Consider the following 26305-nt stretch of genomic DNA (forward strand, 5'->3'; position numbering starts at 1 on the left):
CCGTGACCTCAGGCCGCGGCGTGCGCGGCCGGTGTACGTCCCGCGCCCGCCGGGGTCGTGAGCGCGGCGGCGATCGCCGTCGTGAGCGGAACCGACAGCGCGATCGCGATACCGCCGACGAACGAGCGGGCCAACTCCACCGCGACGACGTCGGTGGTGAGCAGTCCGCCCAACGGCTGCTGGGCCACGGAGAACAACAGCATCAGCGGCAGCGCACTGCCCGCGTAGGCGAAGACGAGGGTGTACACCGTGCTCGCGATGTGGTCGCGGCCCACGCGCATCGCGGCGCGGAAGGTCGCGAGCCGTGACGGTTCGCCGGCCGCGGCCAGCTCGAAGGCCGCCGAGGCCTGGGTGATCGTGACATCGTTCAGAACACCGAGGGTGCCGATGATGAACCCGGCGAGCAGGAGACCGCTGACCGAGATGTTGCCCTGATACACCTGCAGATTGGTGGTCTGATCCCCCGAGAGCCCCGTGAGATTCATGGTCCGGATGGCGAGCCAGCTCAGGAATCCCGCGAGCAGGAGGGAGGTCAGCGTCCCGAGCAGAGCCGAACTGGTCCGGAGACTGACACCGTGCGCGAGGTAGAGGACCACGAACAGGATCACCGCCGACGACACGACCGCCACCGCAACAGGGGACGACCCGTCGAGGATGGCCGGCAGCGTGAACACGGTGAGTATCCCGAAGGCGATCGCCAGCCCGATGATCGAGCGGAACCCGCGCCACGCCGCCACCAGCACGATCGCGGCGATGAACAGCACGGCCCAGAAGATGATCGCCGGTCCGCGCTGGAAGTCGAAGAAGCTGTACCGGTTGCTGCCGTCGGGGCCGGGAACGGTCGCGAGCCGGATGCCGTCCCCGACGTTCAACGTCGGCTGGCCGGCCTGGGGGTCGTCGAGCGTGCCGGCGGCGGGGGCCACGGTGTCGGGCCCGGATCCGGCCTGTGCCCGGTTGGTCGGGATCTCCAGGACGGTGTACTGGCCGGCCACGTCGCCGGAGGTGAACCGGCCCGCGTTGAGGATGCACGGCCCACCCGGCACCGGATTCACCGGTATGTCGGCGGTCTCGAGCACTGATCCCGCCACCGAGTTGAGGCAATTCGCATGGAACTGGTCCACGATCTCGCCGTCGACCGTGGTGATCGGCCCGCCGTCGGCGGACCGGAACTGGGTGGGGATCGGGTGTTCGGACTCCGACGGCCACAGGACGACCATGCCGACCGCGACCGCGACCGCGGTCACTGCGAGCGTGCCGATGACGAACCACCGGGCGATCGGCGACAGCGTGTGGCTGATGTCGGACAGCGAGTGCGCATGACCGTGCCCGTGATGTGTGCGGCTCACGCGGTGAGCCTATGCGCACCGCACCCGGGTCGCGATGGGCGACCCGGGTGCGGTGCTGGGGTGTGCAGCAGTGCCGACGCTGGTCACAGGGGCAGCAGGATGCCCTTGACCCGCGGATCGGTCCGCAGGAATTCCTGCACGGCAGGGTCTTTGAACGCGGCGACCAGGTTCTTGATGTTCTCGGTGTCCTTCCACTGCGTCCCGATGGTCAGCTGCCCGGCGAACTCGTCGGGAGCGGGCGGAGCGTAGATCTGCTTGGCGATGTCGATGTTCGCGGCGAGGTAGTACTCGGTGTAGCCCACGGTGGCGTCGAGGTCGGCGAGCGAGCGCGACTGGGCGGCGAAGTCGAGCAGGACGAACTGCAGGTTCCGCGGATTCGTGGCGATGTCCTTCTGGGTCGCCTTCCACTTGTCCACGCCTGGTTTCAGCGTGATGAGTCCGGCGCGTTCGAGCAGCCAGAGTCCCTGGGCTTCATTCGCGGGATCGGAGTAGAGGGAGACGCGGGCGTTCTGCGGCAGGTCGGCGACGTCGCGGTACTTGTCCGACCAGATGCCGAATCCCCAGCGGAACACCGGCGTCGCGGCTTCCTCCTGGAAGTCCGGGTTCGCCTCGAGGACCTGCGACAGCCACAGCTTGTGCTGATAGACGGTGCCCGCGACCTCCCCGTCGCTGACCGCACGGTTCAGCGTCGTGGAGTCGGACAGGCCCTTGAATGCGACCTTGATGTCGTACCGGGGTGCGACCTCGTCGGCGATGAACTCGACCAGTGCCTGCTCGGAGGCGTTGCCCTCGGCGGTGACGACGGTCAGTGTCGCACCGGCGGTCTCGTTGGGCGACGTCGAGTCGGACCCGAGGAAGCGCCAGCCGACGACGGCGGCGATCACGGCGACCACGACCAGCGCGCCGACGATCAGCGGCCAGCGGCGACGTGTCGAGATCTCGATTCCGGAACTGCCGGGCGGAGAGGGAGTCTCGCCGGATTTCGATGAGGTGCCGGTGGTGGAACCGGTGTCCTGTGTCATGGGGTGCCTTTCGGGTGTGGCTGGGTGATGCGGTGACGGGCGCTCCGCCGCTCAGGGAGCAGAGCCGGCCGGCGGTTTTGTGGTTCTTCAGTGGTTGACCCGGCGGGACGTGACCGGGTTGAGGCTACGGGCGAGGGCGTCGCCGGCGACCTGGATCACGGCCACCGTCACGATGAGCACGATGATGGTGGCGACCATGACTCCCTGATCGAATCGCTGGTAGCCGTAGGTCACGGCCACGTATCCGAGTCCGCCGGCGCCGATGGTGCCGGCGATCGTGGAGTACTCGATCATCGCGATGGTGTTGATCGTCAGTCCGCCGATTATGCTCGGCAGCGCCTCGGGAACTTGTGCCTTCCAGATGATCTGGGCGTTCGATCCGCCGGACGCACGTGCCACGTCGATCGTCGAGGCCGGGACCGACCGCAGCGAGTTCTCGACGATGCGTGTGAAGAAGGCGATGCCGGCGATCGACATCGGTACCACCGCCGCGGCGATGCCGATGTTCGTGCCCGTGACCAGGCGGGTGAACGGGATGATCGCCGTCATCAGCACCAGGAAGGGCAACGACCGACCGATGCTGATCACCCACGACAGGGGGGTGTGCAACGAGCGTCGTGCGAAAAGCCCGCCGGGAGCGAGGTTGTGGATGAGTGCGCCCAGCGGGACTCCCACCACCAGGACGACGACCATCACGATGCTCACCATCAGGACCGTGTCGATGGCCGCCGGGATGAGCAGGTCGGGGATCTCGTCGAGCGGCACCGTGATGTTCGCCGAATACGTGGTGCTCACGCGGCCACCTCGGAGCCGGTGACGGTCTCGACGGCGGTACCGCCCGCGGTCGCGGTGGCGTCGAGAAGGCGCGCGGCCAGGCCTAGTTCACCCGCGGCGCCGATGAATGCCGACGCGTGTCCGATCGGCACCGACACGGTGAGATCGCCGAAGACGGTGCCGTCGATGGTCTGCACGTTGGCGCCCAGCACCGAGATCGAGATGTCGAGTCGCCTGCCCAGCTGGGTCAACCAGTCCGCGGGGACCGTCGCGGAGTGGTAGACCACCGAGATCGGGGTTTCGGCCGAGGCCGGTTGCGCACTTGGCCCGCGCGGCCGGAGTGCCCGTCCCAGAACCGAATCCGGTTCCAGGACCACCTGTTCCAGTCTTCCGTACTCGACGATGCGGCCGCGTTCGAGACGGCCGACGGTGTCGGCGACCCGCACGACCGTGTCCATCTCGTGGGTGATGAACACCACCGCGAGATCCAGTTCGTCCCGAACGTCGGTGAGGAGCCGTAAGAAGGTGTCCGTGGCCGCGGGATCCAGACCCGAGGTGGCTTCGTCGGACAGCAGGACGGAAGGCTTGAGTGCGAGGGCCCGAGCGATGCCGACGCGCTGCCGCTGACCGCCGGACAGCTGATGCGGATACAGGTCCGCTTTGTCGGCGAGGCCGACCAGATCGAGAAGTTCGCCGACGCGAGCCGTGGTCGATCGCTTTGTCGCACCCAGATATTCGAGAGGCAAAGCGACATTCTGCGCCGCGGTTCGCCGGGACAGCAGACTCGCCGACTGGAACACGGTGCCGATCCGGCGCCGGGCGTCGCGAAGGCCCGACGTGCCCAGTGCGGTGAGATCCTCCCCGTTGACCACGACCTTGCCCGACGTCGGACGTTCCAGCAGATTCAGACACCGGGCCAGCGTGCTCTTGCCGGCGCCGGACGGGCCGACGACGGCGAAGATCTCACCGGCGTCGACAGTGAAGTCGACCTCGTCGAGCACCGTCGTCGGGTCGGGCGAACCCACACCGAACACCTTCGTCAGCCCCACCACCTCGATCACCGGAGGTCCCCGTTCGCGCCGGTGGCTGCCAATTGCGGCCCGCTCGCTTCGCTCCCGGCGCCGGTGGTCGATCGCGGCCCGCTCGCTTCGCTCCCGGCGCCGGTGGTCGATCGCGGCCCGCTCGCTTCGCTCCCGGCGCCGGTGAGCTGAGCGGCTTGCCTGATCGAATCGTCGATGGTCGAGTTGCTCCCGCCGACCCGGTACGTGGACCCGCGATGGTTCTCCGGCAGTTGATCGCCACGCCCGAAGAGCTTGTGGCGCAGGGTTCCCGGGACGTAATCCCGATCGTAGAGTCCGCGCTTCTCGAGGGCGGGCACCACGTGGGTGATGATGTCCTCGAACGATCCGGGGGTGACCGCGTAGGCGACATTGAAGCCATCGACGTCGGTCTCGGTCACCCAGTCCTGCAAGGCTTCTGCCACCTCATCACCGGAGCCGATCAGGACCGGACCCATTCCGCCGATGCCGCCCCACGCCGCGATGTCCCGCACGCGCCTTTCCTCCCCGGTGTCGCTCGCCTGCTGGAAAGCGGCCACCGCGGACTGGATCGCGTTGCTGTGCACGTTGCCGATCGGTTCGTCGATCTCGTAACTCGCGAGGTCGATGCCCATCCAGCCCGACATGAAGACCAGCGCACCCTCGGTGCTGGCGTAGGACTGGTACTCCGCGGCTTTCGCGCGGGCGGCCTCCGGAGTCGAGTCGGTGATGATCGTCAGCAGCGTGTAGATCTTCGCGTCGTACGGGTCGCGTCCGGCCAGGATCAGCTCGTCGCGCACCTTGCTCACCACATCACGCAGGATGGCCTTGGTCGGCGCGGCGACGAAGATGGCCTCCGCGTTCTCCGCGGCGAAACGCCGGCCGCGAGGCGAGGCCCCGGCCTGGTAGATGACCGGTGAACCCTGCGGCGACGGCTCGGCGAGGTGAATGCCGGGCACGGTGAAGTGGGTGCCGCGGTGCCCGATGTGATGGACCCGGGCCGGGTCGGCGAAGATGCCCGCCTCGCGATCGCGGAGGACCGCGTCGCGTTCCCACGAACCCTCCCAGAGCTTGTACAGCACGGTGAGGTACTCATCGGCCTGGTTGTAGCGTTCGTCGTGCTCGAGTTGATCGTCGGCGCCCATGTTGCGGGCTGCCGCAGGCAGGTATCCCGTCACCACGTTCCAGCCGATCCGGCCACGGGTGAGGTGGTCCAGCGTCGACAGACGCCGTGCGAAGGGGTAGGGATGCTCGAAACCCGTACCGGTGGTGACCCCGAAGCCGAGGTGTTCGGTGGCGTGCGCCATCGCCGAGACGAGCAACAGCGGGTCGTTCACGGGGATCTGCGCACCCTGGCGGATGGCGGCTTCGTCGTTGCCGGCGTACACGTCGTAGGTGCCCAGGACGTCGGCGATGAACAGACCGTCGAATCCGCCGGTCTCCAGCAAGCGGGCGAGGTCGACCCAGTAGTCGATGGTGTTGTAGTCCCACGACCGGTCGTCGGGGTGGCGCCATAGACCCGGTGACTGGTGCGCAACGCAATTCATGTCGAAGGCGTTGAATCGGATCTTACGTGGGGCATTCGGTTCTGACACCGGAGGAATGATGCTGACGGATCGTCGGAGTGGCCATCGTTGTGCCCACCGCGAACCTAAACTTGTGCCATGCGATCTACAGATGTGTTGCTCGACGGTCTCGGTCGAGTCGTTGAGAACGTTCACGCCGTCCTGGACGACATCTCCACCGAGGAATTGAACCGGGCTCCCGCGCCCGGTGCCAACACGATCGCCTGGCTCGTGTGGCATCTGACGCGCGTGCAGGACTCGCACGTCGCCGACGTCGCCGGAACCGACGAGGTGTGGGTGACCGGGGGATGGGTCGAACGGTTCGGTCTGCCGTTCGACCCCGGGGAGAGCGGGTACGGGCAGTCTGCCGACGAGGCGGCGCGGGTCGTCGTCGACGACCCGGACCTGTTGCGTGGCTACTACGACGCCACGCACGCGGTCAGCGTCGACTACATTGGCGCGCTGTCGGATTCAGATCTCGACCGCGTCGTCGACGAGAACTGGGACCCGCCGGTCACGTTGGGCGTACGACTGCTCAGCGTGATCGACGACGACACCCAGCACATCGGTCAGGCGGCATACGTCCGGGGCCTGTTGTCCTGATGTTCTGGTCCCGCAAACCCACCCCTTTTCCGTAAACCCACAGCGCTCGGACCGGGTGGGTTCACGGAAAAGGGGTGGGTTTGACGGACGGTTGGTTCGAAATCGCGGTCGGGATCTAGACGATCAGGAGAGGCAGCCCTTGAAGGTCTGGAAGTCGCCCGCGAACGCCGGCCCCTTACAGGTCGGCCCGTTCTTTCCGTCGACGACGACCTCGCCGCCGGGTCCGGCGATACCGATGGCCAGGCCGGGACGAATGCCGTCCATGGTGACCGTCGCTCCGGGACCGAGGGCGATGGCCGCGGGTCCGGCGAAGTTGTCGGCGGTGACGTTGGCTTCGCCGCCGTTGTCGGTGATGGCCAGCGAGAGTCCGGTCGGGCCGGAGTCGGCGCTACACGAGGCCGCAGAGGCGGACTGGCCGGGAAGTGCCGGACATACGGTGGGCGCGGCGCCGGCGGACGGCGCGGCGGCGAGCGATACTGCGGTCGCACCTGCGGCGGCGGCGACGAAACCCAGAGCTGTGCGCGTGACCGTCTTCATGTTGGGACTCCTTTGTCGAGGAACGGTGTCGTGCGTGGAGCGATTCGGAATGGCCGCCGGGCCGGATGGGGTCCGCTTCGCACGCCGCCTCGCCACCGGTCGTGTGCCCAGCGCGCGTAGGTTGAAAACGTGCAACTGCGAATCTTCACCGAGCCCCAGCAGGGTGCGACCTACGACGACCTGCTCACCGTCGCCAAGGCGACCGAGGACCTGGGCTTCGATGCCTTCTTCCGTTCCGACCATTTCGCCGGAATGGGCGGCGACGGCCTCCCCGGGCCGACCGACGCGTGGATCACGTTGGCGGGCTTGGCGCGCGAGACCTCGCGAATCCGGCTGGGGACGCTCGTCTCGTCGGCCACTTTCCGGCTACCCGGGCCGTTCTCGATCGCAGTCGCCCAGGTCGATCAGATGAGCGGTGGCCGTATCGAATTGGGAATCGGAACGGGCTGGCACGAGGGTGAGCACGAGGCGTACGGAATCCCGTTCCCGCCGTTGAGGGAACGGTTCGACCGCCTCGAGGAGAACCTCGAGATCATCACCGGGTTGTGGCAGACCCCGCTGGGCGAGGAGTTCGACTACGAGGGCACGCACTTTCGCCTCTCGAAGTCCCCGGCCCTGCCCAAACCCGTGCAGCACCCGCGCCCGCCGATCATCATCGGGGGCAGTGGCAGGAAGCGGACGCCCGCGCTGGCCGCGCGTTTCGCCGACGAGTTCAATGTCGTGTTCCAACCACTCGACGTCGCCGGGGATCTCATCGGGCGCGTCCGCACGGCGTGCGTCGACACCGGTCGCGACCCGGAGTCGCTGACCTACTCCGCCGCGCTCGTATTGTGTTGCGGCCGCGACGAAGCCGAGTTCCGACGCCGGGCCGAGGCCATCGGCCGGGAACCGGACGAGTTGCGCGAGAACGGGGCTGCCGGAACCCCGGACGAGGTCGCCGCAAAAATCGCGACCTACGGCGAGCTGGGCGTCACGCGCATGTATCTGCAGACCCTCGATCTGTCGGATCTCGATCACCTCGAGCTCGTCGCGTCGAAGGTCGCCCCGCAGTTGGCGTGAGCGCCCGCGGGCACCCCGTCTGCTGGGTGCGGCGTTCGTAAAGCTTGCTCCGAAGTGTCAGCGGCCCGGCGGCCGTCGTGGACCATGAAAGGCACCCGCCCACGAGTATGAGTGGCTAGATCCCATGCTCCCTGAGGTGCGAGCGAAGCGAGCCACGAAGGGTGTTGCAACGTGTCTCGCCAGGCCCTTCGTGGCTCGTCGCTTGCGCTCCTCACACCTCAGGGACCAGAGGTTTTGTGGTTCTTTCGGATTCGGGAGCAGGGGTTATGCGCCTCTTTCGGCACAGGGACCAGGGGTTTTGTGGTTCTGTCGGATTAGACAGTCGAGTGTCCTCGAAGGGTTCCCCCGACCCGGCACCCGGGCCGACCAGGATGGGCCATAATCCACCTCATGGCCGACAGGGGCGAGCACACATCATCGAGACCGCCGGAACGTCAACGGATCAAGAAGCTGGCGCAGGCCGCGCTCAACGCCGACGTGACCGTCGAGCAACTCGAGGGCATCATCGCCGACATGGGGGAGACCCTCGACGGACTCGGCCCCACCCTGGACGGGCTGAACTCGACGATCGCGAAACTCGACGTGACGCTGGTGCGACTCTCCGGAACCCTCGACCAGGTCGACGCCACCGTCGACCGCATGTCCGACATCGTCGGGCGGCTCGAACGGGTGGTCGGGCGGGTCGAGGCACTCGTCGGTATCGGCGAGGCCGCCTTCCGTCCGCTCGGCGCCCTCGAGTCGGCAGGCAAGTCGGTCGCTGCCCGACTCGGCTGGCACTGAACACCGAAACGAGATCAGGGAATGACACCGGAAGAACACAGTTTTCGCGGCCGGCACGGGCACACCATCGTCTACGACGTCCACCGGCCCGCGGACAGCCCGCGCGGCGTGGTCGTCGTGGTGCACGGACTCGCCGAACACGGACGACGGTATCTGCATGTGGCCCGTCGGCTCGTCGACGACGGTTACCTCGTCGCGATACCGGACCACGTCGGTCACGGCCGCTCGGGTGGCAAGCGACTCCGGTTGCGCCGGTTCGGTGACTTCACCGACGACCTCGACACCGTGCTCGCCCATGTCGCCGACGGCAGCGTCCCGACGTTCCTGATCGGGCACAGCATGGGCGGGTGCATCGCTCTCGACTATGCGCTCGACCACCAGGACAAGCTCGACGGACTGATCCTGTCGGGAGCGGCCGTGCTGCCCGGTGACGACCTGCCCGATCTGGCCGTCCGATTCGCGCCGCTGATCGGCCGGATCGCACCGGGATTGCCCACCACCGAGTTGAGTTCGTCGAGCATCTCCCGGGATCCGGACGTCGTGGCCGCCTACGACGCCGACCCGCTGGTGACGCGCGGCAAGATCCCGGCCGGGCTGGGCGGGGCGATGATCGGCACCATGCGGTCGTTTCCTGAGCGCCTGCCGTCACTGCAACTACCCATCCTGGTGATGCACGGCAGCGAGGACGCGCTCACCGACCCGCGCGGCAGCGAACTCGTCGAGCGGCTCGCCGGGTCGGCGGACAAAACGCTCGTGATCTACGACGACCTGTTCCACGAAATCTTCAACGAACCCGAGCAGGCGGTGGTGCTCGACGCGGTGATCACCTGGCTGCGCGGTCACACCGCGCGCCCGTGACCATCGCGCGACCACTCACGTCAGTCGCACCACTACCCCGGCCAGCAGGACCAGCACGCCGCCGATCTCGCCCACGATGAGCGCGAGCATGAACAGGTAGGTGCCGGGAGTCGGGTCGACGAACTGATTCGTGGTGTCCCGCAGGGCGCCGTGGATGCAATACGCGGCGATCGCCGCGACGAAGAAGACGATCGGGACCGCCGCGGCGATCGCGTTGACGGTCGTCGGGAAGGCGCTGAGCTCGACCAGCGCGGCGAGCACCAGGGTGGCGAACGAGTACATCAGCGCGGCCCGGTGCGCGATGTCGACATACACATGGGCCGTCCGGTCCGGTGAGGTGCGGATGCCGTGGTACTTCCACACGCCCAAGGCGAGTGCCCAGATGAGGATCACACCGGACGCCACGACCACGACGATGGTGTCGACGCCGACGAGGTCGGCGAGATCGGGGTCGGCGGTCATGGCTGAACGCTAGCAGCAGGTGAGTCGACGGGATCGGTCCCTCACACGGTCCGTTCCCGCTCACACCTCTTCCGGTGAGCGGGAACGGAAACCGTGAGCGGGAGAGCCGGTCAGCGGGACGGGACCGGGGTGCTGCTCGAGTTACCGGGTGTGACGGGCCCCGTCGGGGCGAGCTGGGGCACGGTCGGCGTGCTCGTCTCGGAACTGGTGGCCGATTCCGGGACGGAAGCGTCCACCGACTCCGAGCCCGACACCGCGGACGGTGCGAGGTCGGCCGAGGACGACCCGGAGGCCGACGACTCCGCTGCGGACGACTCGGCGGACGAGGAGGCCGACTGAGAGGCGGACTCGGTCTCATCCGAACCACGGGCCGACAGACCCGACAGGTCGAGCGCCGGCGATTCCTCGGCCGCCTTCTTCGCCGCCAGGGTCACCTTCGCGGGGCCGTCGGGATCGGGGCTGCCCGAGGCGGAGACGACGGTCGTCTTCGTGGTCACCGGCGGGTTGTTGCGCAGTGTGGTCAGCACGTGCTCCTTGCCGTCACCGAGCGCACGTCCCCAGTTCTCCCACGTGTGGCCGCCGTAGTTCGGCAACGAGATCACCGACACGCCGGCCTGCTTGGCCTGCAACTGCATGAGCACGGTCGACACCGCGGACAGGATCTCCAGGGCCATCGCACTGAGCTGGTCCTGCGGCGACAGCTTGGCCATCTCCGACGGCGTCAGGAAACCGTTGCCCGAGGAGATGATGAGAACCTGGCCGTTGTCGGCCAGCTGCGTCAGGTTCTTCGACGGGTCGTTGTCGGTCCAGCGGGTGCCGCCCGGCGCGCCCCACATGTTGACGACGCCGTTGACGTAGTTGGACACCATGGTCTGCGTGGCGAACACGCCGAGGGCGCCGACCGGGTTGTCGGTCTGGTAGTAGCCCGACATCGCCTGCACGACCTTGAACTGCTCGGGGTGGCGCTCGGCGAGGGTCACCGCGGGCCCGCCGGACATCGACAGTCCGATGATCGCGTTGTTGTTGCGGGCCACACCGAACTCGCGCTCGAGGTAGCCGGGCAGCTCCGAGGTCAGGAAGGTCTCCTGCTTGATGACCGTGTTCTTGTCACCGGCGCCGCCGTCCCAGTCGGTGTAGAACGACGATGCGCCGCCCACCGGCATGACCAGGGTGGTGTCGGCCTTGGCGTCGTAGACCTTGGCGGCCTGCACGTCGGTGGTCCATGCCGAGCGGGTTTCGCTGGCACGCATGCCGTCGAGCAGGTAGACGCCGCTGTCGCTGCCGCTCGAGGCGCGGATCTGCACGATCACGTGGCGTTTCTGCGACTCGGACCAGACCTTGCAGTTCTGGACGTAGTTCCCGGAGGAGTCCCACGTGCAGCCCGGCCGCAGCACTTCGGGATGCCCACGCAGAGCGCTGGCGGTGTTCGACGAGTTGATCAGCGTGCTCGCGCCGAACAGGCCGAGCGTGAGGATCGCGACCACCGAGATGCCGGTGAGGAGTCGGCGACGAGGTGAGGGTCGGCGTGGCGACTCGGGCGTCTGGCCCGCGGGGGTGGAGGGGACGGGCGGTTCGCTGTGCGAGTGCGACATGGAGCTCCTGACATACGCGGCCACCCGACTACACGGTGCCGATGTCAGGGATGTCGTTCGGAGAGTGGACCGGCGTTACCGGGCTAGTGCATTTTTCCGGACGACCTCGGCGGTCTCGTCCGGACGTTCCCACCAGAACATGTGTCCGACACCGGACCAGCGCGCCAGGGTGGCCTGCGGGATGAGGTCGGCGAGCCGCTCGCCCTCGGCGACCGCGATCATCTCGTCGACGTCGCCGTGGATGACCGCCGTCGGCATGTCGAGTGAGCCGATCCGGTCGCGGGTGTCGTGTGCCGCACAGGCGCCCGCCTGCCACGCGACGACTGCCGACGGAACGCGGCGCTGCCTCGACAGCGAGACGAAATGGTCGAAGGCGCCGGCGCGGGCGATGAACTCGGGAGACAGATTGACCTCGAACGCGATGCGTGCGACGCGGTCGGCGTCGCGCGACGAGATCGCCTCGACGAGGCGGGCGGCGCCGGACGAGCCGGGCGCACCGATGGCCCCGGGGCCGCCCGCGGTGGTGCAGCCGAGGACGAGACTGCGCACCCGGTCCGGCGAGTTCAGGGCGAGTTCCTGTGCGATCATGCCGCCCATCGACGTGCCCAGCACGTGAGCGGAGTCCCAGCCGAGGCCGTCGAGGATTCCGCGGGCGTCGGCGGCCAGGTCGGCGATGGTGAACGGTCCCTCGGCCCGACTGCTCGTGCCGATGCCGCGATGGTCGTAGGCGGCCACCGAGAAGTGCGGGGTGAGGGCCTCGAGGAGCTCATCGGTCCACATCCCGCGGTGTGCGGACATGCCGCCGATGAGCAGCAGCGGTTCGCCCTCGCCGAACACCTCGGTGTCGAGGACGGGACCGGTATCGGACGCGACGGGGATCTGCATGCGGAGATGGTAGCCAGGCGGATGACCGGATTCCGTGATTCGCCTCAGAGCGCCGGCGAGATCGCCGCCCACATGTTGGGGAGTTCCTTCTCCCAGTAGTACCAATGGTGGGTTCCGACCTCCTGCAACGCGTCGGTGAACGGCAGACCCGCACCGCGCAACAACCCGGCGAACCGGCGCGAACAGTCGCTGGTCGCGATCTCGAACGCCGACGATGCGGCGAGTACCACCTGGTAGAGGCCTTCCTCGGGCGTAACGTTCCGCTTGAGGTCGGCGGGACCGAGCCGGCCGGCACCGGAGTACAGGTACAGGGCCTTGCCGCGGAGACGGTCGAGATGCAGCGCCGGGTCGTGGTCCCGCCATCCGGCCGAACCGACCGGCCCCCAGAGGTTGTCGGCGTTCGCCCCACCCCGGGCGAGGGTGGCCCGCACGTACGACTCTCCCTGCGGCGAGGACACCGGAGGACATCCGCTGATCGAGGCCACCGCGCGGTACAGCGACGGGGCCCGTGACGCGAGCGTGAACGCCGCCTGCCCGCCCATCGAGACGCCCGCGATCCCGCGCGAACCGTTCGACTCGAAGCGGGCGTCGATGAGGGGCGGGAGTTCCCTGGTCAGGAACGTCTCCCACATCGGTTGACCGACGTGCGGATCCCGGCGCTGCCAGTCGGCGTACTGGCTGCCGTACGCACCCGTCGGGAGTACGACGTTCACGTCCTTGTCGGCGAAGAACTCGTCAGCATTGCCGGCTCCGCGCCACCCACTGTCGTTGCCGCGCGAACCCGCCCCGTCCAGGAGGTAGAGCGTTGGCCGGGGTCCGGTCTTCGTTCGTGGCGTGAGGACGAAGAGCTTGATGTTCTTGGCCATCGCCGCCGAGTAGACCCAGACCGCGGCGCGGGTGGGGGACTCCTGCACGACCGACACCACCCGCGGCGCCACGGGCGCTGCGGCCGCCGGCGCGGCGGCCAGACACAGCATCACCAGACATGCGGCACAGACCGCACGAAGAATCACTCGAAGCACCGTTCCCCCATGTGCGCCGCGCGGGCGCTCTTCCCCCGAAGAATGTGGATTCGATCGGTAGGCGGCCGGGCCGCCGGATCGAAGTCGTTCGGCAAGCGTAGGACGTTCGCGCAGTCCTGTCCGGGCCTTGCGAAATCCCGGGGTACCGCGATGGGCGCGACTCCGCGGCCTCGACGAACGACGCCGCCGGGCACATCCGTTGGGGATGCGCCCGGCGGCGTCGGGAGAGGGAACGGGCTGGGTTGTCAGGCCCCGAAACCGAGCAGCGACTTCACCTCGAGGAACTCGTCGAAGGCGTAGTCACTCCACTCGCGGCCGTTGCCGCTCTTCTTGTATCCGCCGAACGGTGCGCTCGGGTCGAGCTGGGCGCCGTTGAGCGAGATCGAACCCGCACGGATCTGTGATCCGATGCGGCGGACCTCGTCGACGTCCTTGCCGGAGACGTAGCCGGCGAGGCCGTACTCGGTGTCGTTGGCGACCTTGATCGCTTCGTCGATCGAGTCGTAACCGATGACGACGAGGACCGGGCCGAACACCTCGGTGCGGGCGATCTCCATGTCGTTGGTGACGTTGGTGAACACGGTCGGCTTCACGTAGTAGCCGGTCTCGAGACCCTCGGGGCGCCCGGGACCTCCCACGACCGCGGTCGCGCCGTCGGCGACGGCACGCTCGATGAGACCCTGGATCTTGTCGAACTGCGCCTCGGACACGACCGGGCCGAGCTTCACGTCGGTGGTGGGATCGCCGACGGTGAGCTCGGCGGCGACCCCCTTGGCGATCTCGGCGACCTCGTCGACGCGGCCGGCCGGGACCAGCATGCGGCTCGGGGCGTTGCAGGACTGGCCCGAGTTCATCATCATCGTCGCGATGCCGCCGGCGACGTTCTTCGCGAAGTCGTCGTCGTCGAGGATGATGTTCGGGCTCTTGCCGCCGAGTTCCTGGGCGACGCGCTTCACGGTCGGCGCGGCACTCTTGGCGACCTCGATGCCGGCGCGGGTGGACCCGGTGAACGAGATCATGTCGATGCCCTCGTGGCTCGACAGCGCGGCGCCGACGCCGGGGCCGTCACCGTTGACGAGGTTGAACACGCCTGCGGGTACGCCGGCGGCGTCGAAGATCTCGGCGACGATCGCCGCGCTGAACGGCGCGACCTCGGAGGGCTTGAGGACCATGGTGCAACCGGTGGCGAGTGCCGGGGCGACCTTGCACATGACCTGGTTGAGCGGCCAGTTCCACGGAGTGATGAAGCCGCACACGCCGATCGGCTCCTTGGCGATGCGCGAGCTGCCGCGGTCCTCGACGAACTTGAAGTCGGGGAGTTGCGCGGCGGCGGTCATCAGGTGGCCGAGACCGATCGGCACCTGGGCGGCGTTCGTGAGGCCGACCGGCGAACCCATCTCCTCGGTGACCGCGGCGGCGAGGTCTCCCATGCGGTTCTGGTACTCGGCGATGATCCGGTTGAGGACTTCGAGACGTTCGGAGACGGTCGTCTGTCCCCAGGTGACGAATGCGCGACGGGCGGCGTCGACCGCTGCGTCGACGTCGGCCGCGCTGCCGATGGCGACCTGTCCGGCCGACTTCTCGGTGGCCGGGTTGATGACGTCGATGAGGTTGAGCTCGGCGGGCTCGACCCACTGACCGTCGATGTAGAACTTGGTGATGTCCGGCATGGTGCCTCCGTTGCAGCCTGAAGTGAGGACAATTGTTGTCTGTTTCACACTGTAGGCGCTGCCGCGACCGGGGTCTCGCGAATCCCGGCGTTCCGGGGGCGACACTTTGTGACCGGTTCTGGAACAGCCGTCCCAGTCGCATTCTGCGACGCTCGGCCCGGCCGCGAACGACTAGGGTCGAATCATGATCCTCATCGTCGTGAAGTTCCCCATCAAGCCCGAATTCGCCGACGAGTGGCCCGAGTTGTCGCGCGAGTTCACGGAGGCGACCCGCGCCGAACCGGGTAACAAGTGGTTCGACTGGTCGCGATCGCTCGAGGACCCCAACACCTACGTCCTGGTCGAGGCGTTCGACGACGATGCCGCGGAGGCACATGTCACCGCCCCGCACTTCAAGCAGGCCCAGCAGGAACTCCCCAAGTACCTCCAGCGCACACCCGACGTCATCAACACGACGATCGAGGGCGACACCTGGTCCGAACTCGGGGAGTTCCGGGTCGACTGAGCTCTCTCAGCGGCCGGCGCGGACCTCGGAGTCCGTGTCGGCCCCCGCCGGGTCCGCCGGTCGCGCCGCGTCGTCGCCGATGCCGAGCTTCTCGCCCTCGATGTCCACGTCGGGCAGGATGCGGTCGAGCCAGCGCGGGATCCACCACGCCTTGTCGCCGAGGACGGTGAGCACCGCCGGCATCAGGGTCATCCGGACGACGAAGGCGTCCAGGAACACCGCGGCGGCCAGGGCGAAGCCCATCACCATGATGAAGGCCATGTCCTGCAGCATGAATGCGGCGAAGACCGAGATCATGATGGCCGCGGCCGCCGCCACGACGCGGGCGCTGTGGCGATATCCCTCCACCACCGCGGTCTTCGCGTCGGCGCCGTGCACGTACGCCTCTCGCATCCTGGTCACCAGGAACACCTGATAGTCCATGGCGAGTCCGAACACGATGCCCACCAACATGATCGGCAGGAACGACACCAGCGGTTGCGGGTTGTCGACGATCCCCAGGGCGCCGTCGGTGAAGAGGGCGACGGTCACACCGAAGGTCGCGGCGACGCTGAGCAGGAAGCCGAGCGCGGCGGTCAGCGGCACGAGGATCGAGCGGAACACGATGATCAGCAGGATGAAGGCGAGACCCACCACGACCAGGAGGTAGGGGATCAGCGAACTCGACAGTCGGTCGGAGATGTCGAGTTCGATCGCGGTCTGCCCGGTCACCCCGTAGGAGATGCCCGTCGTGCCCTGCACCCGGGACTCCATCTCGCGGAGCGATTCCACGAGTACGGGTGTCGCCTCGTCGGCCGGCGCGGTCGACGGGATGATGGTGATCTTCGCGGTGTCCTGGGCCTCGTTGAGCCCGCCGGCACCGATCTGCGCCACCTCGACGTTGTCGATGCGACCCAGGTCGTCGACGAGTGAGTCGAAGGCGCGCAGGCGCTCCCCGGTGTCCTGGATCTCGCGACCGTCCGCGACGACGACCAGCGGTCCGTTCACGCCGGGGCCGTAACCCTCGGCGACCATGTCGTAGGCCCGGCGCTGCGTCTCCGACGGCTCGGCGGTCCCGTCGTTGGGTAGCGCGAGCTTGAGCCCGGCCATCGGGATGGCGAGGACGACGAGGATGCCGACGATCGCGACCGTCACGGTGCGCGGCCGGGCCACGATGCGCTGGACCCAGCGCTGGCCGTTGTGCAACCGCTCCGCATCGTGCGGTCCGACATCGGGAGCGTTGAGGCGCGGTACGCGTCCGGCGAACGCCTTGCCGCCGAACAGGCCGAGGATGGCCGGCAGAAGGGTGAGCGCGACCAGCACGGCAGCCACCACGGTGCCCGCGGCGGCGATACCCATCGCGGTGAGGAACGGGATGTTCACGATGGCCAGTGCGGCCAGCGCGATGACGACGGTGCTGCCGGCGAAGACGACCGCCGAACCCGCGGTGCCGACCGCCCGCCCCGCCGCGTCGGCGCGGTTCGCCGACCGATGGATCTCGTGGCGGTAGCGGGACACGATGAACAGCGCGTAGTCGATGCCGACCGCGAGGCCGATCATCGTCGCGAGAATCGGTGTCTCGTTGCTGAGGTCGAAGAAGTGGGTGCCCATCTGCACGCCGAGCATCCCGATGGCCACGCCGACGATCGCGGTGATGATCGGCATGCCCCACGCGACCAGGGAGGCGAAGGTCAGGATGAGGATCAGCGCGCCGACCCCGATGCCGATCAGCTCAGAGGTGATCCCGAGCTCGAATTGCTGTGTGGCCGAACCCTTCATCTCGACGGTGAGGCCGGCGGCCCGCGCGTCGTCGGCGATGGCGTCCATTTGTTCGCGCATGGTCTCGGTGACGTCCGAGGATGCCTCGACGTCGAAGGAGGCGCCGAGCTGCGCAACGGTGCCCGCTGCGTTGATCGGCGAAGTGGCCTGCGCGTCGGCGGCGGCCTCGTCCGCGCTCTTGCCGAAGGTCTCCCGCTGGAAGGTCGCCGAGAGTTCACGGAGCTGACCGGGGGATTGCTCGGTGCCGTACGAGACGAACGGGTTGGCGATCGAATCGGGGCTCTTCACGTTCTCGACGGTCTTGAGGCCGGCCACCATCGAGTCGATGGCGCTCTGGAACCGGGGCTCGCTCAGCGTCGAACCCTCCGGTGCGCGGACGACATACGTGACACCGATGTCGGAACCGAACGTCGCTTCCCCGGGGAAGCGTTCGATCATCAGGTCCTGGGCGCGCTCCGACGGGATGCCCGGGATCGAGAACGACTCCGAGGTCGGTTTGGCCAGCAGGCTCGCGCCGATGCCCAGCCCGATCAGGACCAGAACCCAGATCGCGATGGTCTTGAGGCGGTTCTCGTACGCCCATCGCCCTAGTCGGTACAGGTGTGTTGCCACGTCAGTGCTCCTCGAGGGATGGGTCGGCGAGTTCGTTCAACGGTGGGATGGGTTGTGCGAGCCCGGACGCCAACTGGTCGAAGGCGGACTCCAGCACGGTGGCCAGGTCGGCAGCGGTGCCCGGGGTGTCGTCGTGATGGGTCACCCAGAATTCGAGGGCGACGCGGATGGTGGTGATCGCGTTGTGCAGGACGAGGCGCGGATACAGGGTGTGTGCCGGCTGCCCGCGCTGCGCGCACAGTTCGGCGAGACGCGCTTCGACGGTGTCGCCCAACTCCATGTCGCGGGACCTGGCCGTCAGCCCCGGATCCGTGTCGAGGAGGCGCAGGAGCGCGACGATCTCGGCGGGTTCGCCGACGTCGGGCGAGGTGGCGGCCTCGATGAGGGCGGTCCGGACCGAGCAGAAGAAGTTCTCGTCCGTCGGTCGGGCCTCGATCCGCTCAACGATCGTGTCGAACAGCGACGACACGAAGTGCAGCGGCGCATCCTCTTTGCCACTGAAGTAGTTGTGGAACGTGCGGACCGAGACGTTCGCCTCCGCCGCGACGGCGTCGATCGTCACGTGATCCATCCCGGCGCTGGTGGACAACCGCAGCACAGCGCGGGCGAGCGCCGAACGGGTCGCCGCCTTCTTCGCCTCGCGGAGTCCGGGGGAGTTCACCTCACCCACGGTACGGAACTTGCAGAACCCTGCAAACTTGCAGGACTACGCAATATTAGGAGAGTCCTCACACCGTCTACCCGGCGATGGCGTGCGTCACACCATCAGCCCAGTGTCGATGCGCGGGCGACCAACTCGGGCTGGAACACGAGGTTCGACGGGACGTGGCGTTCGGCGGGATCGTCGGCCGCGCTCATCAGCAGATCGACCGCGGTGACGCCGATGCGGGAGGTCGGCTGCCGGATCGACGACAACGGGACGACGGCCGAGCGGGCGAAATCGATGTCGTCGTAACCGATCAGCGCGATGTCGTCGGGAACGCGGACGTCGCCGCCGAGCATCGTCAACGCCTGCAGGACCCCGATCGCGAGGAGGTCGTTGGCGCAGAACACCGCATCCGGTCGGTCGCGGGGGGCCCTGGCCAGCAGGGCCTGTCCCGCCTCGCGTCCGGCCAGCACACTCAGGTTCGTCGTCTGCACGACCTCGAGCGTGGCGTCGTCGACGGCGTCGACCGCCTCCTGCGCGCCCCGCCGGCGGTCCGCGACCTGCCGCAGGCCGGGCGGTCCGCCCACGAAGACGATGCGGCGACGACCGGTCTCGCACAGGTGCGACACCGCGAGCCGCCCGCCCGCGATGTCGTCGACGGCGACGGAATCGAAGGGCGAGCCGCCGGCGTCGCGGTCGACGAGGATCACCGGGGTACCGCGACGGCGCAGCGAGTCGAACCGTCGCAGATCGTCGCCGATCGGCGAGACGAGCAGACCGAACACCCGCTGCTCGTCGAAGGTGTCGAGATAGGCCTGTTCGCGCGATTCGTCGTCGTCGGAGGTGCCGAGCAGCACGGTGAGGTCGTGCTCGCCGGCCCGTTGTTCGGCGGCGCGGGCGATGTCGGTGAAGAAGGGGTTGCCCACGTCGAGCACCACCATGCCGACGCAACGCGATCGGCCCGCACGGAGTTGGCGCGCGGCGTCGTTGCGTACGAAACCCAGCTGGTCGATCGCCGCCTGGACCCGCGCGACGGTCGCGGGCGAGACCTTTCCGGGCGAGTTGAGCACGTTCGAGACCGTGCCCACCGACACCGAGGCCGCCGCCGCGACATCCCGCATGCTCACACCCATGTGTCCATCTCACCAGATGCGATGCCGGTACCCGCGTTTCGCGGACTCGGGAGGGTCGCCCATCTCGCGAGCTGATTGACTACGAACACCCGCGGTACCCCCTGTAGGAAAGGCGCTTCATGTCGACTCCGGCCAGCCCGTTCTCCGCGGACTACGAACCCGATCCGCGACGCTGGAAGGCGCTCGCGGTGTGCCTGGTGGTCGGTTTCATGACCCTTCTCGACGTCTCGATCGTCAACGTCGCGCTCCCGTCCATCGAATCCGGACTCGGCGCGAACTCGGCCGACCTGTCGTGGGTCGTGTCCGGCTACGCCCTCGCCTTCGGACTCGTCCTGGTCCCGGCCGGCCGGGTCGGGGACGCGCGCGGCCGCAAGGTGACCTTCCTCATCGGGCTGTCCCTGTTCGTGCTGGCGTCGGCGGCATGTGGGTTCGCCCAGGGCCCGACGCAACTCGTCGTCTTCCGCCTGATCCAGGGCGTTGCGGGCGGCATTCTCGCGCCGCAGGTCTCTGGCCTCATCCAGCTGCTGTTCCGCGGGGCCGAGCGTGGCCGGGCCTTCGGCATGTTCGCCGCGACCATCGGGATCTCGACCGCGGTCGGGCCGCTGCTCGGTGGGGTCCTCATCCAGCTGGGCGGGTCCGCCGACGGGTGGCGCTGGATCTTCTTCGTGAACGTGCCGATCGGCATCGCGGCCTTCGTCGCCGCGATACGGTTGATCCCCGCTCGGCCCGAGGAACTCAAACAACCACTGCGGGGGAGTTTCGATCCCGTTGGCGTCGTGCTCCTGGGTACCGGGGTGTTCGCACTGATGCTGCCCATGGTCCAGGAACAGGAATGGCCCGGCGGGCGTAAATGGTTGTTGCTCGTCCTCGCGGCCGTGCTGATCGGCGCGTTCGTCCTGTGGGAACGCCGGCAGGGCCGCGTCGGCCGCCAGCAACTCGTCGACCTCTCGTTGTTCTCCATGCGGTCGTACACACTGGGGTGCATCATCGCGATGGTCTACTTCGCCGGTTTCACCACGGTGTTCTTCATCTACACGCTGTTCGTCCAGCAGGGCCTGGGCTATTCGGCACTGCAGGCCGGTCTGGCGGTGACCCCGTTCGCGCTCGGTTCGGCGGTGTCGGCCAGCGTCGGCGGCAACATCGTCAACCGGGTCGGGCGCTCGCTGGTGTTGCTGGGTCTGGGCCTGGTGGTCGTGGGGATGATCGCGACGATCGTCGCCGTCGCGTTCGTGTCCGGTCCCGGTGTCGGGTACGCCGCCGCGCTGCCGCTGCTGGTGGCGGGTATCGGTTCCGGTCTCGTGATCTCGCCCAACCTCACGCTCAGCCTCGACCAGGTGCCGGTCACCAAGGCGGGCATCGCCGGTGGCGTCCTGCAGACCGGTCAGCGCATCGGGGCCGCCGCGGGGATCGCGCTCGTCGGTGCGGTGTTCTTCGCCCAGGTCGCGAACACCGGCGGCGACTGGGCGCGGGCGTTCCAGATCGGACTGGCGACGGCCGCGGTCCTGGTGCTGATCGCGCTGGTGGTGGGCCTCGTGGATCACTTCGCCCACCGCCGCGAGGACGCGGAGGTCGCGTAGGCGGCCGGTCTGATGCCCACGCGACCTCGGCAGTCGAGCCTCAGGAACGCGCCCGGGGCACCAGCCGCTCGAGCTGGGTCACGTGCGCGGGGGTCAGCTCGTCGAGCGAGGCAACACCGAGCAGCCGCATCGTGCGTGCGATCTGCTCGCCGAGGATCTCGATCATCCGGTCCACCCCGGCCTCCCCGCCGGCCATCAGGCCGTACAGGTAGGCCCGGCCGACGAGCGTGAACCGCGCGCCGAGGGCGACCGACGCCACGATGTCGGCACCGCTCATGATGCCGGTGTCGAGCATGACATCGGTGTCCGCGCCGACCTCGCGGGCCACCTCGGGCAGGAGGTGGAACGGGATCGGTGCGCGGTCGAGTTGGCGCCCACCGTGATTCGACAATACGATGCCGTCGGCGCCGAGGGCAGTGACGGCCTTGGCGTCGTCGACGGTCTGGATGCCCTTGACCACCAGCTTGCCCGGCCACTGCGACTTGATCCACGCCAGATCGTCGAAGGTGACGGTGGGGTCGAACATCGTGTCCAGCAGTTCGGCCACCGTTCCTGACCATCGATCGAGCGAGGCGAACGCCAGGGGCTCGGTGGTGAGGAAGTCGATCCACCACTGCGGGCGCGGGATGGCGTTGAGCACGGTCTTGGCGGTCAGCGCCGGCGGGATCGACATGCCGTTGCGCTTGTCGCGCAGACGAGCCCCGGCGACCGGCACGTCGACGGTCACCAGCAGGGTGTCGTACCCGGCCTTCGCCGCGCGGTCGACCAGGGCCATCGAGCGCTCCCGGTCCTTCCACATGTACAGCTGGAACCAGTTGCGGCCGTGCGGATTCGCATCCCGGACGTCCTCGATCGACGCCGTACCCATCGTCGACAGCGAGAAGGGGATCCCGGCCCGGCCGGCGGCACGTGCACCAGCGTATTCGCCCTCGGTCTGCATCATCCGGGTGAACCCGGTGGGCGCGATGCCGAACGGCAGTTCCGAACGCCCGCCGAGGATCGTGCACGAGGTGTCGACCTTGGACACGTCACGCAGGATGGCCGGATGGAACTCGATGTCGGCGAACGCCTGTCGTGCCCGTTCGATGGACAGCTCGGCCTCGGCCGAACCGTCGGTGTAGTCGAAGGCCGCCTTCGGGGTGCGGCGCTTGGCGATCGCGCGCAGGTCCTCGATGGTGAGGGCGGCGTCGAGGCGGCGCTTCTTCGCGTCGAACTGGGGCTTCTTGAACTGCATCAGCGGCGCGAGGTCGCGCGGCTTGGGAACTCGACGCTTCATGGGAGAACTGCCTTGCATGGTCATGCCTTTCCTGTCCCCACCGCGGTGCGGGAGCGCGTGCCGCGGGAGTGTCGGGGTGCGTAGTGTTGCGGCGGGAACCTGTCGGCGACGATAGACCTCATCGCCTCGAGGTCGCCACCGATCAGACCGTGGGCGCGGGCGGTGATCAGCACGTTGCCCAGCGCGGTCGCCTCCACCGGACCGGCCTGCACCGGCAGGCCCAGCCGATCGGCGGTGAGTTGGCACAGCAGTCGGTTCTGCGAGCCGCCGCCTACGAGATGGACCGTCTCCACCGTCGTGCCGGACAGTTCGGCGGCCCGGGCCACCCCGTCGGCGAAAGCCGCCGCCAGGCTCTCGACGATCGCGCGCACCATCTCGGCGCGGGTCATCGGCGGACGCATGCCGCGCTCGTCGTACCAGTTGCGGATGCGCCCGGGCATGTCTCCCGGCGGGAGGAATCGGGCGTCATCGGTGTCGAAGATCTCGACCGTCGCCGGCGCCTCGGCGGCCTGCGCGAGCAGTTCACCGAGTTCGGCGCGATACCCTTCGCGTTGGTACTGGCGGACCGTCTCGCTGAGCAGCCACAGGCCCATCACGTTGTGCAGGTAGCGGATACGGCCGCCGGCGCCGACCTCGTTGGTGAAGTTGGCCTTCCACCCGTCGCGGGAGACGACCGGCTGCTCGAGTTCGACGCCGACCAGACCCCAGGTCCCGCACGAGATGTACGCCGACCGCGACGGGTCCATCGGGATGGCGGCGACCGCCGACGCGGTGTCGTGGGACGCGACCGCGGTGACGCGGGTCGACGTCGACAGTCCGAGGCGCTCGGCGACGTCGCCGAGCAACGGGCCCTGGTCGGTTCCGGTCTCCACGAGGTCGGGGAACAAGCCGACGGGCAATCCGAGACGCTCCATCATCGCGGTGTCCCACCGCCCGTTGATGCCGAGCAATCCGGTGGTCGAGGCGTTGGTGCGTTCGGTGCCGCGTCGGCCCGTGAGCCAGTATGTGATGAGGTCCGGGATCAGCAGGGCGGTGTCGGCCTGATCGAGCAACCCGTCGGCCTTCTCGGCGGCGAATTGGTACACGGTGGTGAACGGCAGGAACTGTAAGCCGTTGCGCACGTACAGGTCCGCGGGACCGAGTTCGGCGTGCACGGCGTCGACCCCGACCACGCTCCGGGTGTCCCGGTAGTGGTGCGGCAACCCGATCATGCGGCCCTCCCGCAGGAGCGCGTAGTCCACCGCCCAGGAGTCCACCCCGATCCCGACCAGATCGTCGGACTGCCTGCCCGCCTCGGCGAGGCCGGCCGACGCGGCGCGGAACAGCGCCGGGACATCCCAGTGCAGCGCGGACCTGCGCCCGTTCCAGATGTGGACCGGGTCGTTGGTGAACCGGGCGACCTGTTCGAGCTCGAGTCGTCCGCGCGAGACGTCGGCCAGCATGACCCGGCCGCTGGTCGCGCCCAGGTCGATCGCGGCGACCTGGGCGGACCGGGTGGATCGGCTCATCGCAGGAACGCGGCGGCGACGCCCGCATCCACCGGCACGTGCAGGCCGGTGGTGTGCGAGAAGTCGGACGTGCAGAGTGCGAAGGCGGCGTTGGCGATGTTCTCCGGCAGCACCTCGCGCTTGAGCAGGGTGCGCTGCGCGTAGAACTTGCCCAGGTCCTTCTCCTCGACGCCGTAGACGGCGGCGCGCTTGGCGCCCCAGCCGCCGGCGAAGATCCCCGAACCACGCACCACGCCATCGGGATTGATGCCGTTGACCTTGACCCCGTGCTCGCCGAGTTCGACGGCCAGGAGCCGGACCTGATGGGCCTGGTCGGCCTTCGTCGCCGAATAGGCGATGTTGTTGGGGCCGGCGAAGACCGAGTTCTTCGACGAGATGTACAGGATGTCGCCGCCGAGCTTCTGGTCGATGAGGGCGCGTGCGGCGGCCTTGCTCACCAGGAACGAACCACGGGCCATCACGTTGTGCTGGAGGTCCCAGTCGGCGGCGGTCGTGTCCAGCAACGACTTCGACAGCGACAGGCCGGCGTTGTTCACGACGAGGTCGATGCCGCCGAAGGCGAGCACCGTCGCGTCGATCGCGGACTGGACGGCCGCTTCGTCGGTGACGTCGGCGGCCACCCCGATGGCGACATCGGTGGAACCGATCTCCTCGGCGGCCGCCCGTGCCTTCTCGGCGTCGAGGTCGGCGATCACCACGCACGCACCTTCGGCGGCCAGACGCGTCGCGATGGCCTTGCCGATACCGGAGGCCGCCCCGGTGACCAGGGCGATGCGGGTGGCGAGCGGTTTGGGCTTCGGCATGCGCGCGAGCTTGGCCTCCTCGAGCAGCCAGTACTCGATCCGGAACTTCTCCGACTCGTCGATCGGTGCGTAGGTCGAGATGGCCTCGGCGCCGCGCATCACGTTGATGGCGTTCAGGTAGAACTCGCCGGCGACACGTGCGGTCTGCTTGTCCTTGCCGAAGCTGAACATTCCGACGCCCGGGATCAGCACGATGGCCGGGTCGGCGCCGCGCATCGCGGGGCTGTCCGCGGTGGCGTGACGGTCGTAGTACGCGCGGTAGTCCTCGCGGTAGGCCTCGTGCAGTGCCGTGAGGCGCTCCTTGCACTCCTCGACGCTCGCGTCGGCCGGGAGGTCGAGGACCAGCGGCTTGACCTTGGTGCGCAGGAAGTGGTCCGGGCAACTGGTGCCGAGTGCGGCCAGGCGCGGATGCTCCTCTGCCGCCAGGAATTCGAGGACCGGGTCGACGTCGGTGAAGTGACCGACCTGCGGCTTGTCCATCGAGGCGAGGCCGCGGATGAACGCGGCGAGCGCCGCGGCCTTGGCCCGGCGTTCCTCGGCGGGCAATGCGCCGTAGCCGTCGATCGGGCCGCCGAAGGGTTGCGGCCGACCGTTGGCGGCGATGTACTCCTCGGCGGTGCGGATGATCTCCAGCGAATGTGCCTGCGCCTCATCGGAGGTGTCGCCCCAGGCGGTGATCCCGTGGCCGCCGAGGATGCAACCGATGGCCTGCGGGTTGTCCTTCTTGATCGCCGAGATGTCCAGCCCGAGCTGGAAACCCGGACGACGCCACGGCACCCACACGACGCGGTCACCGAAGATCTTGTGCGTCAAGACCTCGCCGTCGGCCGCGGTCGCGATGGCGATACCGGAGTCCGGGTGCAGGTGGTCGACGTGCGCGGCGTCGACGAGGCCGTGCATCGCGGTGTCGATCGACGGTGCGGCACCGCCCTTTCCGTGCAGGCAGTAATCGAAGGCGGCGACCATCTCGTCCTCACGGTCGAGGCCGGGATAGACGTCGACGAGCGCACGCATGCGATCGAGCCGGAGCACGGCCAGGCCCTTCTCGGTGAGGGTGCCGAGATCACCGCCGGAGCCCTTCACCCAGAGCAGTTCGACGTCTTCACCGGTGACCGGGTCGGTGTCGGAGCCCTTGGCGGAGGTGTTGCCGCCGGCGTAGTTGGTGTTCTTCGGATCCGATCCGAGTCGGTTGGACCGCTCGATGAGGGCGGCGACTGCGGGATTGGTCATTAGGGGTGATCTCCTCGGGAGTTCAGGGAACTGGGGCTGGGGGAG

Annotated in this window: 23 protein-coding genes; 6 read left to right on the top strand and 17 right to left on the bottom strand. The window is 68.3% G+C overall.

Annotated elements, in window-relative coordinates; genetic code table 11:
• Nucleotides 1–8 precede the first annotated feature (8 nt).
• From MVF96_RS07740 to MVF96_RS07760, 5 genes are all read right to left on the bottom strand, one after another.
• Nucleotides 9–1346 (bottom strand): YibE/F family protein, encoded by a 1338-nt coding sequence (locus MVF96_RS07740; RefSeq protein WP_078112113.1) that lies wholly within the window; start codon nucleotides 1344–1346, stop codon nucleotides 9–11.
• Nucleotides 1347–1429: 83 nt separating this feature from the next.
• Nucleotides 1430–2368, bottom strand: a complete 939-nt coding sequence (locus tag MVF96_RS07745; protein WP_058250790.1) for a MetQ/NlpA family ABC transporter substrate-binding protein — start codon at nucleotides 2366–2368, stop codon at nucleotides 1430–1432.
• Between the two features lie 87 nt (nucleotides 2369–2455).
• On the bottom strand, nucleotides 2456–3163 hold the full coding sequence (locus MVF96_RS07750) for a methionine ABC transporter permease (protein ID WP_078112112.1): 708 nt from the start codon (nucleotides 3161–3163) through the stop codon (nucleotides 2456–2458).
• The gene (locus MVF96_RS07755; protein WP_078112111.1) at nucleotides 3160–4203 is read right to left on the bottom strand and encodes a methionine ABC transporter ATP-binding protein; all 1044 of its coding nucleotides are present in this window, start codon (nucleotides 4201–4203) and stop codon (nucleotides 3160–3162) included. The genes MVF96_RS07750 and MVF96_RS07755 overlap by 4 nt, the downstream gene beginning before the upstream one ends.
• The gene (locus tag MVF96_RS07760; RefSeq protein ID WP_217700279.1) at nucleotides 4200–5774 is read right to left on the bottom strand and encodes an LLM class flavin-dependent oxidoreductase; all 1575 of its coding nucleotides are present in this window, start codon (nucleotides 5772–5774) and stop codon (nucleotides 4200–4202) included. Before MVF96_RS07760 ends, MVF96_RS07755 begins: the two co-directional genes overlap by 4 nt.
• 69 nt (nucleotides 5775–5843) lie before the next feature.
• Between MVF96_RS07760 and MVF96_RS07765 the strand changes: the two genes are divergently transcribed.
• Nucleotides 5844–6347 (top strand): mycothiol transferase, encoded by a 504-nt coding sequence (locus tag MVF96_RS07765; protein WP_078112110.1) that lies wholly within the window; start codon nucleotides 5844–5846, stop codon nucleotides 6345–6347.
• A gap of 123 nt (nucleotides 6348–6470) precedes the next feature.
• Here the strand turns inward: MVF96_RS07765 and MVF96_RS07770 are convergent, their stop codons facing one another.
• Nucleotides 6471–6884: a hypothetical protein gene (locus MVF96_RS07770; RefSeq protein ID WP_247451818.1), complete on the bottom strand. Its 414-nt coding sequence runs from the start codon at nucleotides 6882–6884 to the stop codon at nucleotides 6471–6473.
• Between the two features lie 129 nt (nucleotides 6885–7013).
• On the opposite strand from MVF96_RS07770, the gene MVF96_RS07775 reads away from it, so the two are divergent.
• The 3 genes from MVF96_RS07775 (at nucleotide 7014) to MVF96_RS07785 (ending at nucleotide 9581) form a co-directional block, all read left to right on the top strand.
• On the top strand, nucleotides 7014–7943 hold the full coding sequence (locus MVF96_RS07775; RefSeq protein WP_247451819.1) for an LLM class F420-dependent oxidoreductase: 930 nt from the start codon (nucleotides 7014–7016) through the stop codon (nucleotides 7941–7943).
• Between the two features lie 390 nt (nucleotides 7944–8333).
• Nucleotides 8334–8723 carry a hypothetical protein gene (locus tag MVF96_RS07780; protein ID WP_078112108.1) on the top strand — a complete coding sequence of 130 codons (390 nt, stop codon included), beginning with the start codon at nucleotides 8334–8336 and terminating at the stop codon, nucleotides 8721–8723.
• A 21-nt stretch (nucleotides 8724–8744) separates the two neighbouring features.
• Entirely contained in the window at nucleotides 8745–9581 is an 837-nt protein-coding gene (locus MVF96_RS07785) for an alpha/beta hydrolase (protein WP_078112107.1), read from the top strand.
• 15 nt (nucleotides 9582–9596) lie between these two features.
• Here the strand turns inward: MVF96_RS07785 and MVF96_RS07790 are convergent, their stop codons facing one another.
• From MVF96_RS07790 to MVF96_RS07810, 5 genes are all read right to left on the bottom strand, one after another.
• A complete protein-coding gene (locus MVF96_RS07790) occupies nucleotides 9597–10043 on the bottom strand; it encodes a hypothetical protein (protein ID WP_078112106.1) in 447 nt (148 codons plus the stop codon).
• Between the two features lie 110 nt (nucleotides 10044–10153).
• The gene (locus MVF96_RS07795) at nucleotides 10154–11635 is read right to left on the bottom strand and encodes an alpha/beta hydrolase (RefSeq protein WP_247451820.1); all 1482 of its coding nucleotides are present in this window, start codon (nucleotides 11633–11635) and stop codon (nucleotides 10154–10156) included.
• 75 nt (nucleotides 11636–11710) lie between these two features.
• A complete protein-coding gene (locus MVF96_RS07800; protein ID WP_068971046.1) occupies nucleotides 11711–12520 on the bottom strand; it encodes an alpha/beta fold hydrolase in 810 nt (269 codons plus the stop codon).
• Between the two features lie 44 nt (nucleotides 12521–12564).
• A complete protein-coding gene (locus MVF96_RS07805) occupies nucleotides 12565–13497 on the bottom strand; it encodes an alpha/beta hydrolase (protein WP_418930441.1) in 933 nt (310 codons plus the stop codon).
• 290 nt (nucleotides 13498–13787) lie between these two features.
• Nucleotides 13788–15212 carry an aldehyde dehydrogenase family protein gene (locus MVF96_RS07810; RefSeq protein ID WP_068971039.1) on the bottom strand — a complete coding sequence of 475 codons (1425 nt, stop codon included), beginning with the start codon at nucleotides 15210–15212 and terminating at the stop codon, nucleotides 13788–13790.
• 184 nt (nucleotides 15213–15396) lie between these two features.
• Between MVF96_RS07810 and MVF96_RS07815 the strand changes: the two genes are divergently transcribed.
• Nucleotides 15397–15717 carry a putative quinol monooxygenase gene (locus MVF96_RS07815; RefSeq protein ID WP_068971038.1) on the top strand — a complete coding sequence of 107 codons (321 nt, stop codon included), beginning with the start codon at nucleotides 15397–15399 and terminating at the stop codon, nucleotides 15715–15717.
• 6 nt (nucleotides 15718–15723) lie between these two features.
• Here MVF96_RS07815 and MVF96_RS07820 read toward each other — a convergent pair whose 3' ends face one another.
• The 3 genes from MVF96_RS07820 to MVF96_RS07830 form a co-directional block, all read right to left on the bottom strand.
• The gene (locus tag MVF96_RS07820; protein WP_137809269.1) at nucleotides 15724–18087 is read right to left on the bottom strand and encodes an MMPL family transporter; all 2364 of its coding nucleotides are present in this window, start codon (nucleotides 18085–18087) and stop codon (nucleotides 15724–15726) included.
• 1 nt (nucleotide 18088) lies between these two features.
• Entirely contained in the window at nucleotides 18089–18748 is a 660-nt protein-coding gene (locus tag MVF96_RS07825; protein WP_247451822.1) for a TetR/AcrR family transcriptional regulator, read from the bottom strand.
• Nucleotides 18749–18852: 104 nt separating this feature from the next.
• Nucleotides 18853–19866, bottom strand: coding sequence for a LacI family DNA-binding transcriptional regulator (locus MVF96_RS07830; protein WP_247451823.1), 1014 nt, complete (start codon nucleotides 19864–19866; stop codon nucleotides 18853–18855).
• 119 nt (nucleotides 19867–19985) lie between these two features.
• Between MVF96_RS07830 and MVF96_RS07835 the strand changes: the two genes are divergently transcribed.
• Complete coding sequence (locus MVF96_RS07835; protein ID WP_055474929.1) at nucleotides 19986–21443, top strand: MFS transporter; 1458 nt, start codon at nucleotides 19986–19988, stop codon at nucleotides 21441–21443.
• A gap of 40 nt (nucleotides 21444–21483) precedes the next feature.
• Here the strand turns inward: MVF96_RS07835 and MVF96_RS07840 are convergent, their stop codons facing one another.
• Genes MVF96_RS07840 through MVF96_RS07850 form a run of 3 tightly spaced genes read right to left on the bottom strand, consistent with a single transcriptional unit; the run spans nucleotide 21484 to nucleotide 26260 of the window.
• On the bottom strand, nucleotides 21484–22719 hold the full coding sequence (locus MVF96_RS07840) for an alpha-hydroxy acid oxidase (RefSeq protein ID WP_058250776.1): 1236 nt from the start codon (nucleotides 22717–22719) through the stop codon (nucleotides 21484–21486).
• A 20-nt stretch (nucleotides 22720–22739) separates the two neighbouring features.
• Entirely contained in the window at nucleotides 22740–24227 is a 1488-nt protein-coding gene (locus MVF96_RS07845) for a rhamnulokinase (protein ID WP_247451824.1), read from the bottom strand.
• Nucleotides 24224–26260 (bottom strand): bifunctional aldolase/short-chain dehydrogenase, encoded by a 2037-nt coding sequence (locus MVF96_RS07850; protein WP_247451825.1) that lies wholly within the window; start codon nucleotides 26258–26260, stop codon nucleotides 24224–24226. Before MVF96_RS07850 ends, MVF96_RS07845 begins: the two co-directional genes overlap by 4 nt.
• Between the last annotated feature and the right edge of the window lie 45 nt (nucleotides 26261–26305).

This window comes from Gordonia hongkongensis (genome assembly GCF_023078355.1).
GTDB classification, from domain to species: Bacteria; Actinomycetota; Actinomycetes; order Mycobacteriales; family Mycobacteriaceae; genus Gordonia; species Gordonia hongkongensis.

Excerpts from the sequence above, each read along its gene's own strand:
- MVF96_RS07815 (WP_068971038.1), top strand. The coding sequence starts at position 15,397 with ATGATCCTCATCGTCGTGAAGTTCCCCATCAAGCCCGAATTCGCCGAC.
- MVF96_RS07795 (WP_247451820.1), bottom strand. The coding sequence starts at position 11,635 with ATGTCGCACTCGCACAGCGAACCGCCCGTCCCCTCCACCCCCGCGGGC.
- MVF96_RS07805 (WP_418930441.1), bottom strand. The coding sequence starts at position 13,497 with ATGCTGTGTCTGGCCGCCGCGCCGGCGGCCGCAGCGCCCGTGGCGCCG.
- MVF96_RS07830 (WP_247451823.1), bottom strand. The coding sequence starts at position 19,866 with ATGGGTGTGAGCATGCGGGATGTCGCGGCGGCGGCCTCGGTGTCGGTG.
- MVF96_RS07780 (WP_078112108.1), top strand. The coding sequence starts at position 8,334 with ATGGCCGACAGGGGCGAGCACACATCATCGAGACCGCCGGAACGTCAA.
- MVF96_RS07785 (WP_078112107.1), top strand. The coding sequence starts at position 8,745 with ATGACACCGGAAGAACACAGTTTTCGCGGCCGGCACGGGCACACCATC.
- MVF96_RS07745 (WP_058250790.1), bottom strand. The coding sequence starts at position 2,368 with ATGACACAGGACACCGGTTCCACCACCGGCACCTCATCGAAATCCGGC.
- MVF96_RS07845 (WP_247451824.1), bottom strand. The coding sequence starts at position 24,227 with ATGAGCCGATCCACCCGGTCCGCCCAGGTCGCCGCGATCGACCTGGGC.
- MVF96_RS07770 (WP_247451818.1), bottom strand. The coding sequence starts at position 6,884 with ATGAAGACGGTCACGCGCACAGCTCTGGGTTTCGTCGCCGCCGCCGCA.
- MVF96_RS07790 (WP_078112106.1), bottom strand. The coding sequence starts at position 10,043 with ATGACCGCCGACCCCGATCTCGCCGACCTCGTCGGCGTCGACACCATC.
- MVF96_RS07800 (WP_068971046.1), bottom strand. The coding sequence starts at position 12,520 with ATGCAGATCCCCGTCGCGTCCGATACCGGTCCCGTCCTCGACACCGAG.
- MVF96_RS07840 (WP_058250776.1), bottom strand. The coding sequence starts at position 22,719 with ATGAAGCGTCGAGTTCCCAAGCCGCGCGACCTCGCGCCGCTGATGCAG.
- MVF96_RS07835 (WP_055474929.1), top strand. The coding sequence starts at position 19,986 with ATGTCGACTCCGGCCAGCCCGTTCTCCGCGGACTACGAACCCGATCCG.
- MVF96_RS07765 (WP_078112110.1), top strand. The coding sequence starts at position 5,844 with ATGCGATCTACAGATGTGTTGCTCGACGGTCTCGGTCGAGTCGTTGAG.
- MVF96_RS07810 (WP_068971039.1), bottom strand. The coding sequence starts at position 15,212 with ATGCCGGACATCACCAAGTTCTACATCGACGGTCAGTGGGTCGAGCCC.
- MVF96_RS07850 (WP_247451825.1), bottom strand. The coding sequence starts at position 26,260 with ATGACCAATCCCGCAGTCGCCGCCCTCATCGAGCGGTCCAACCGACTC.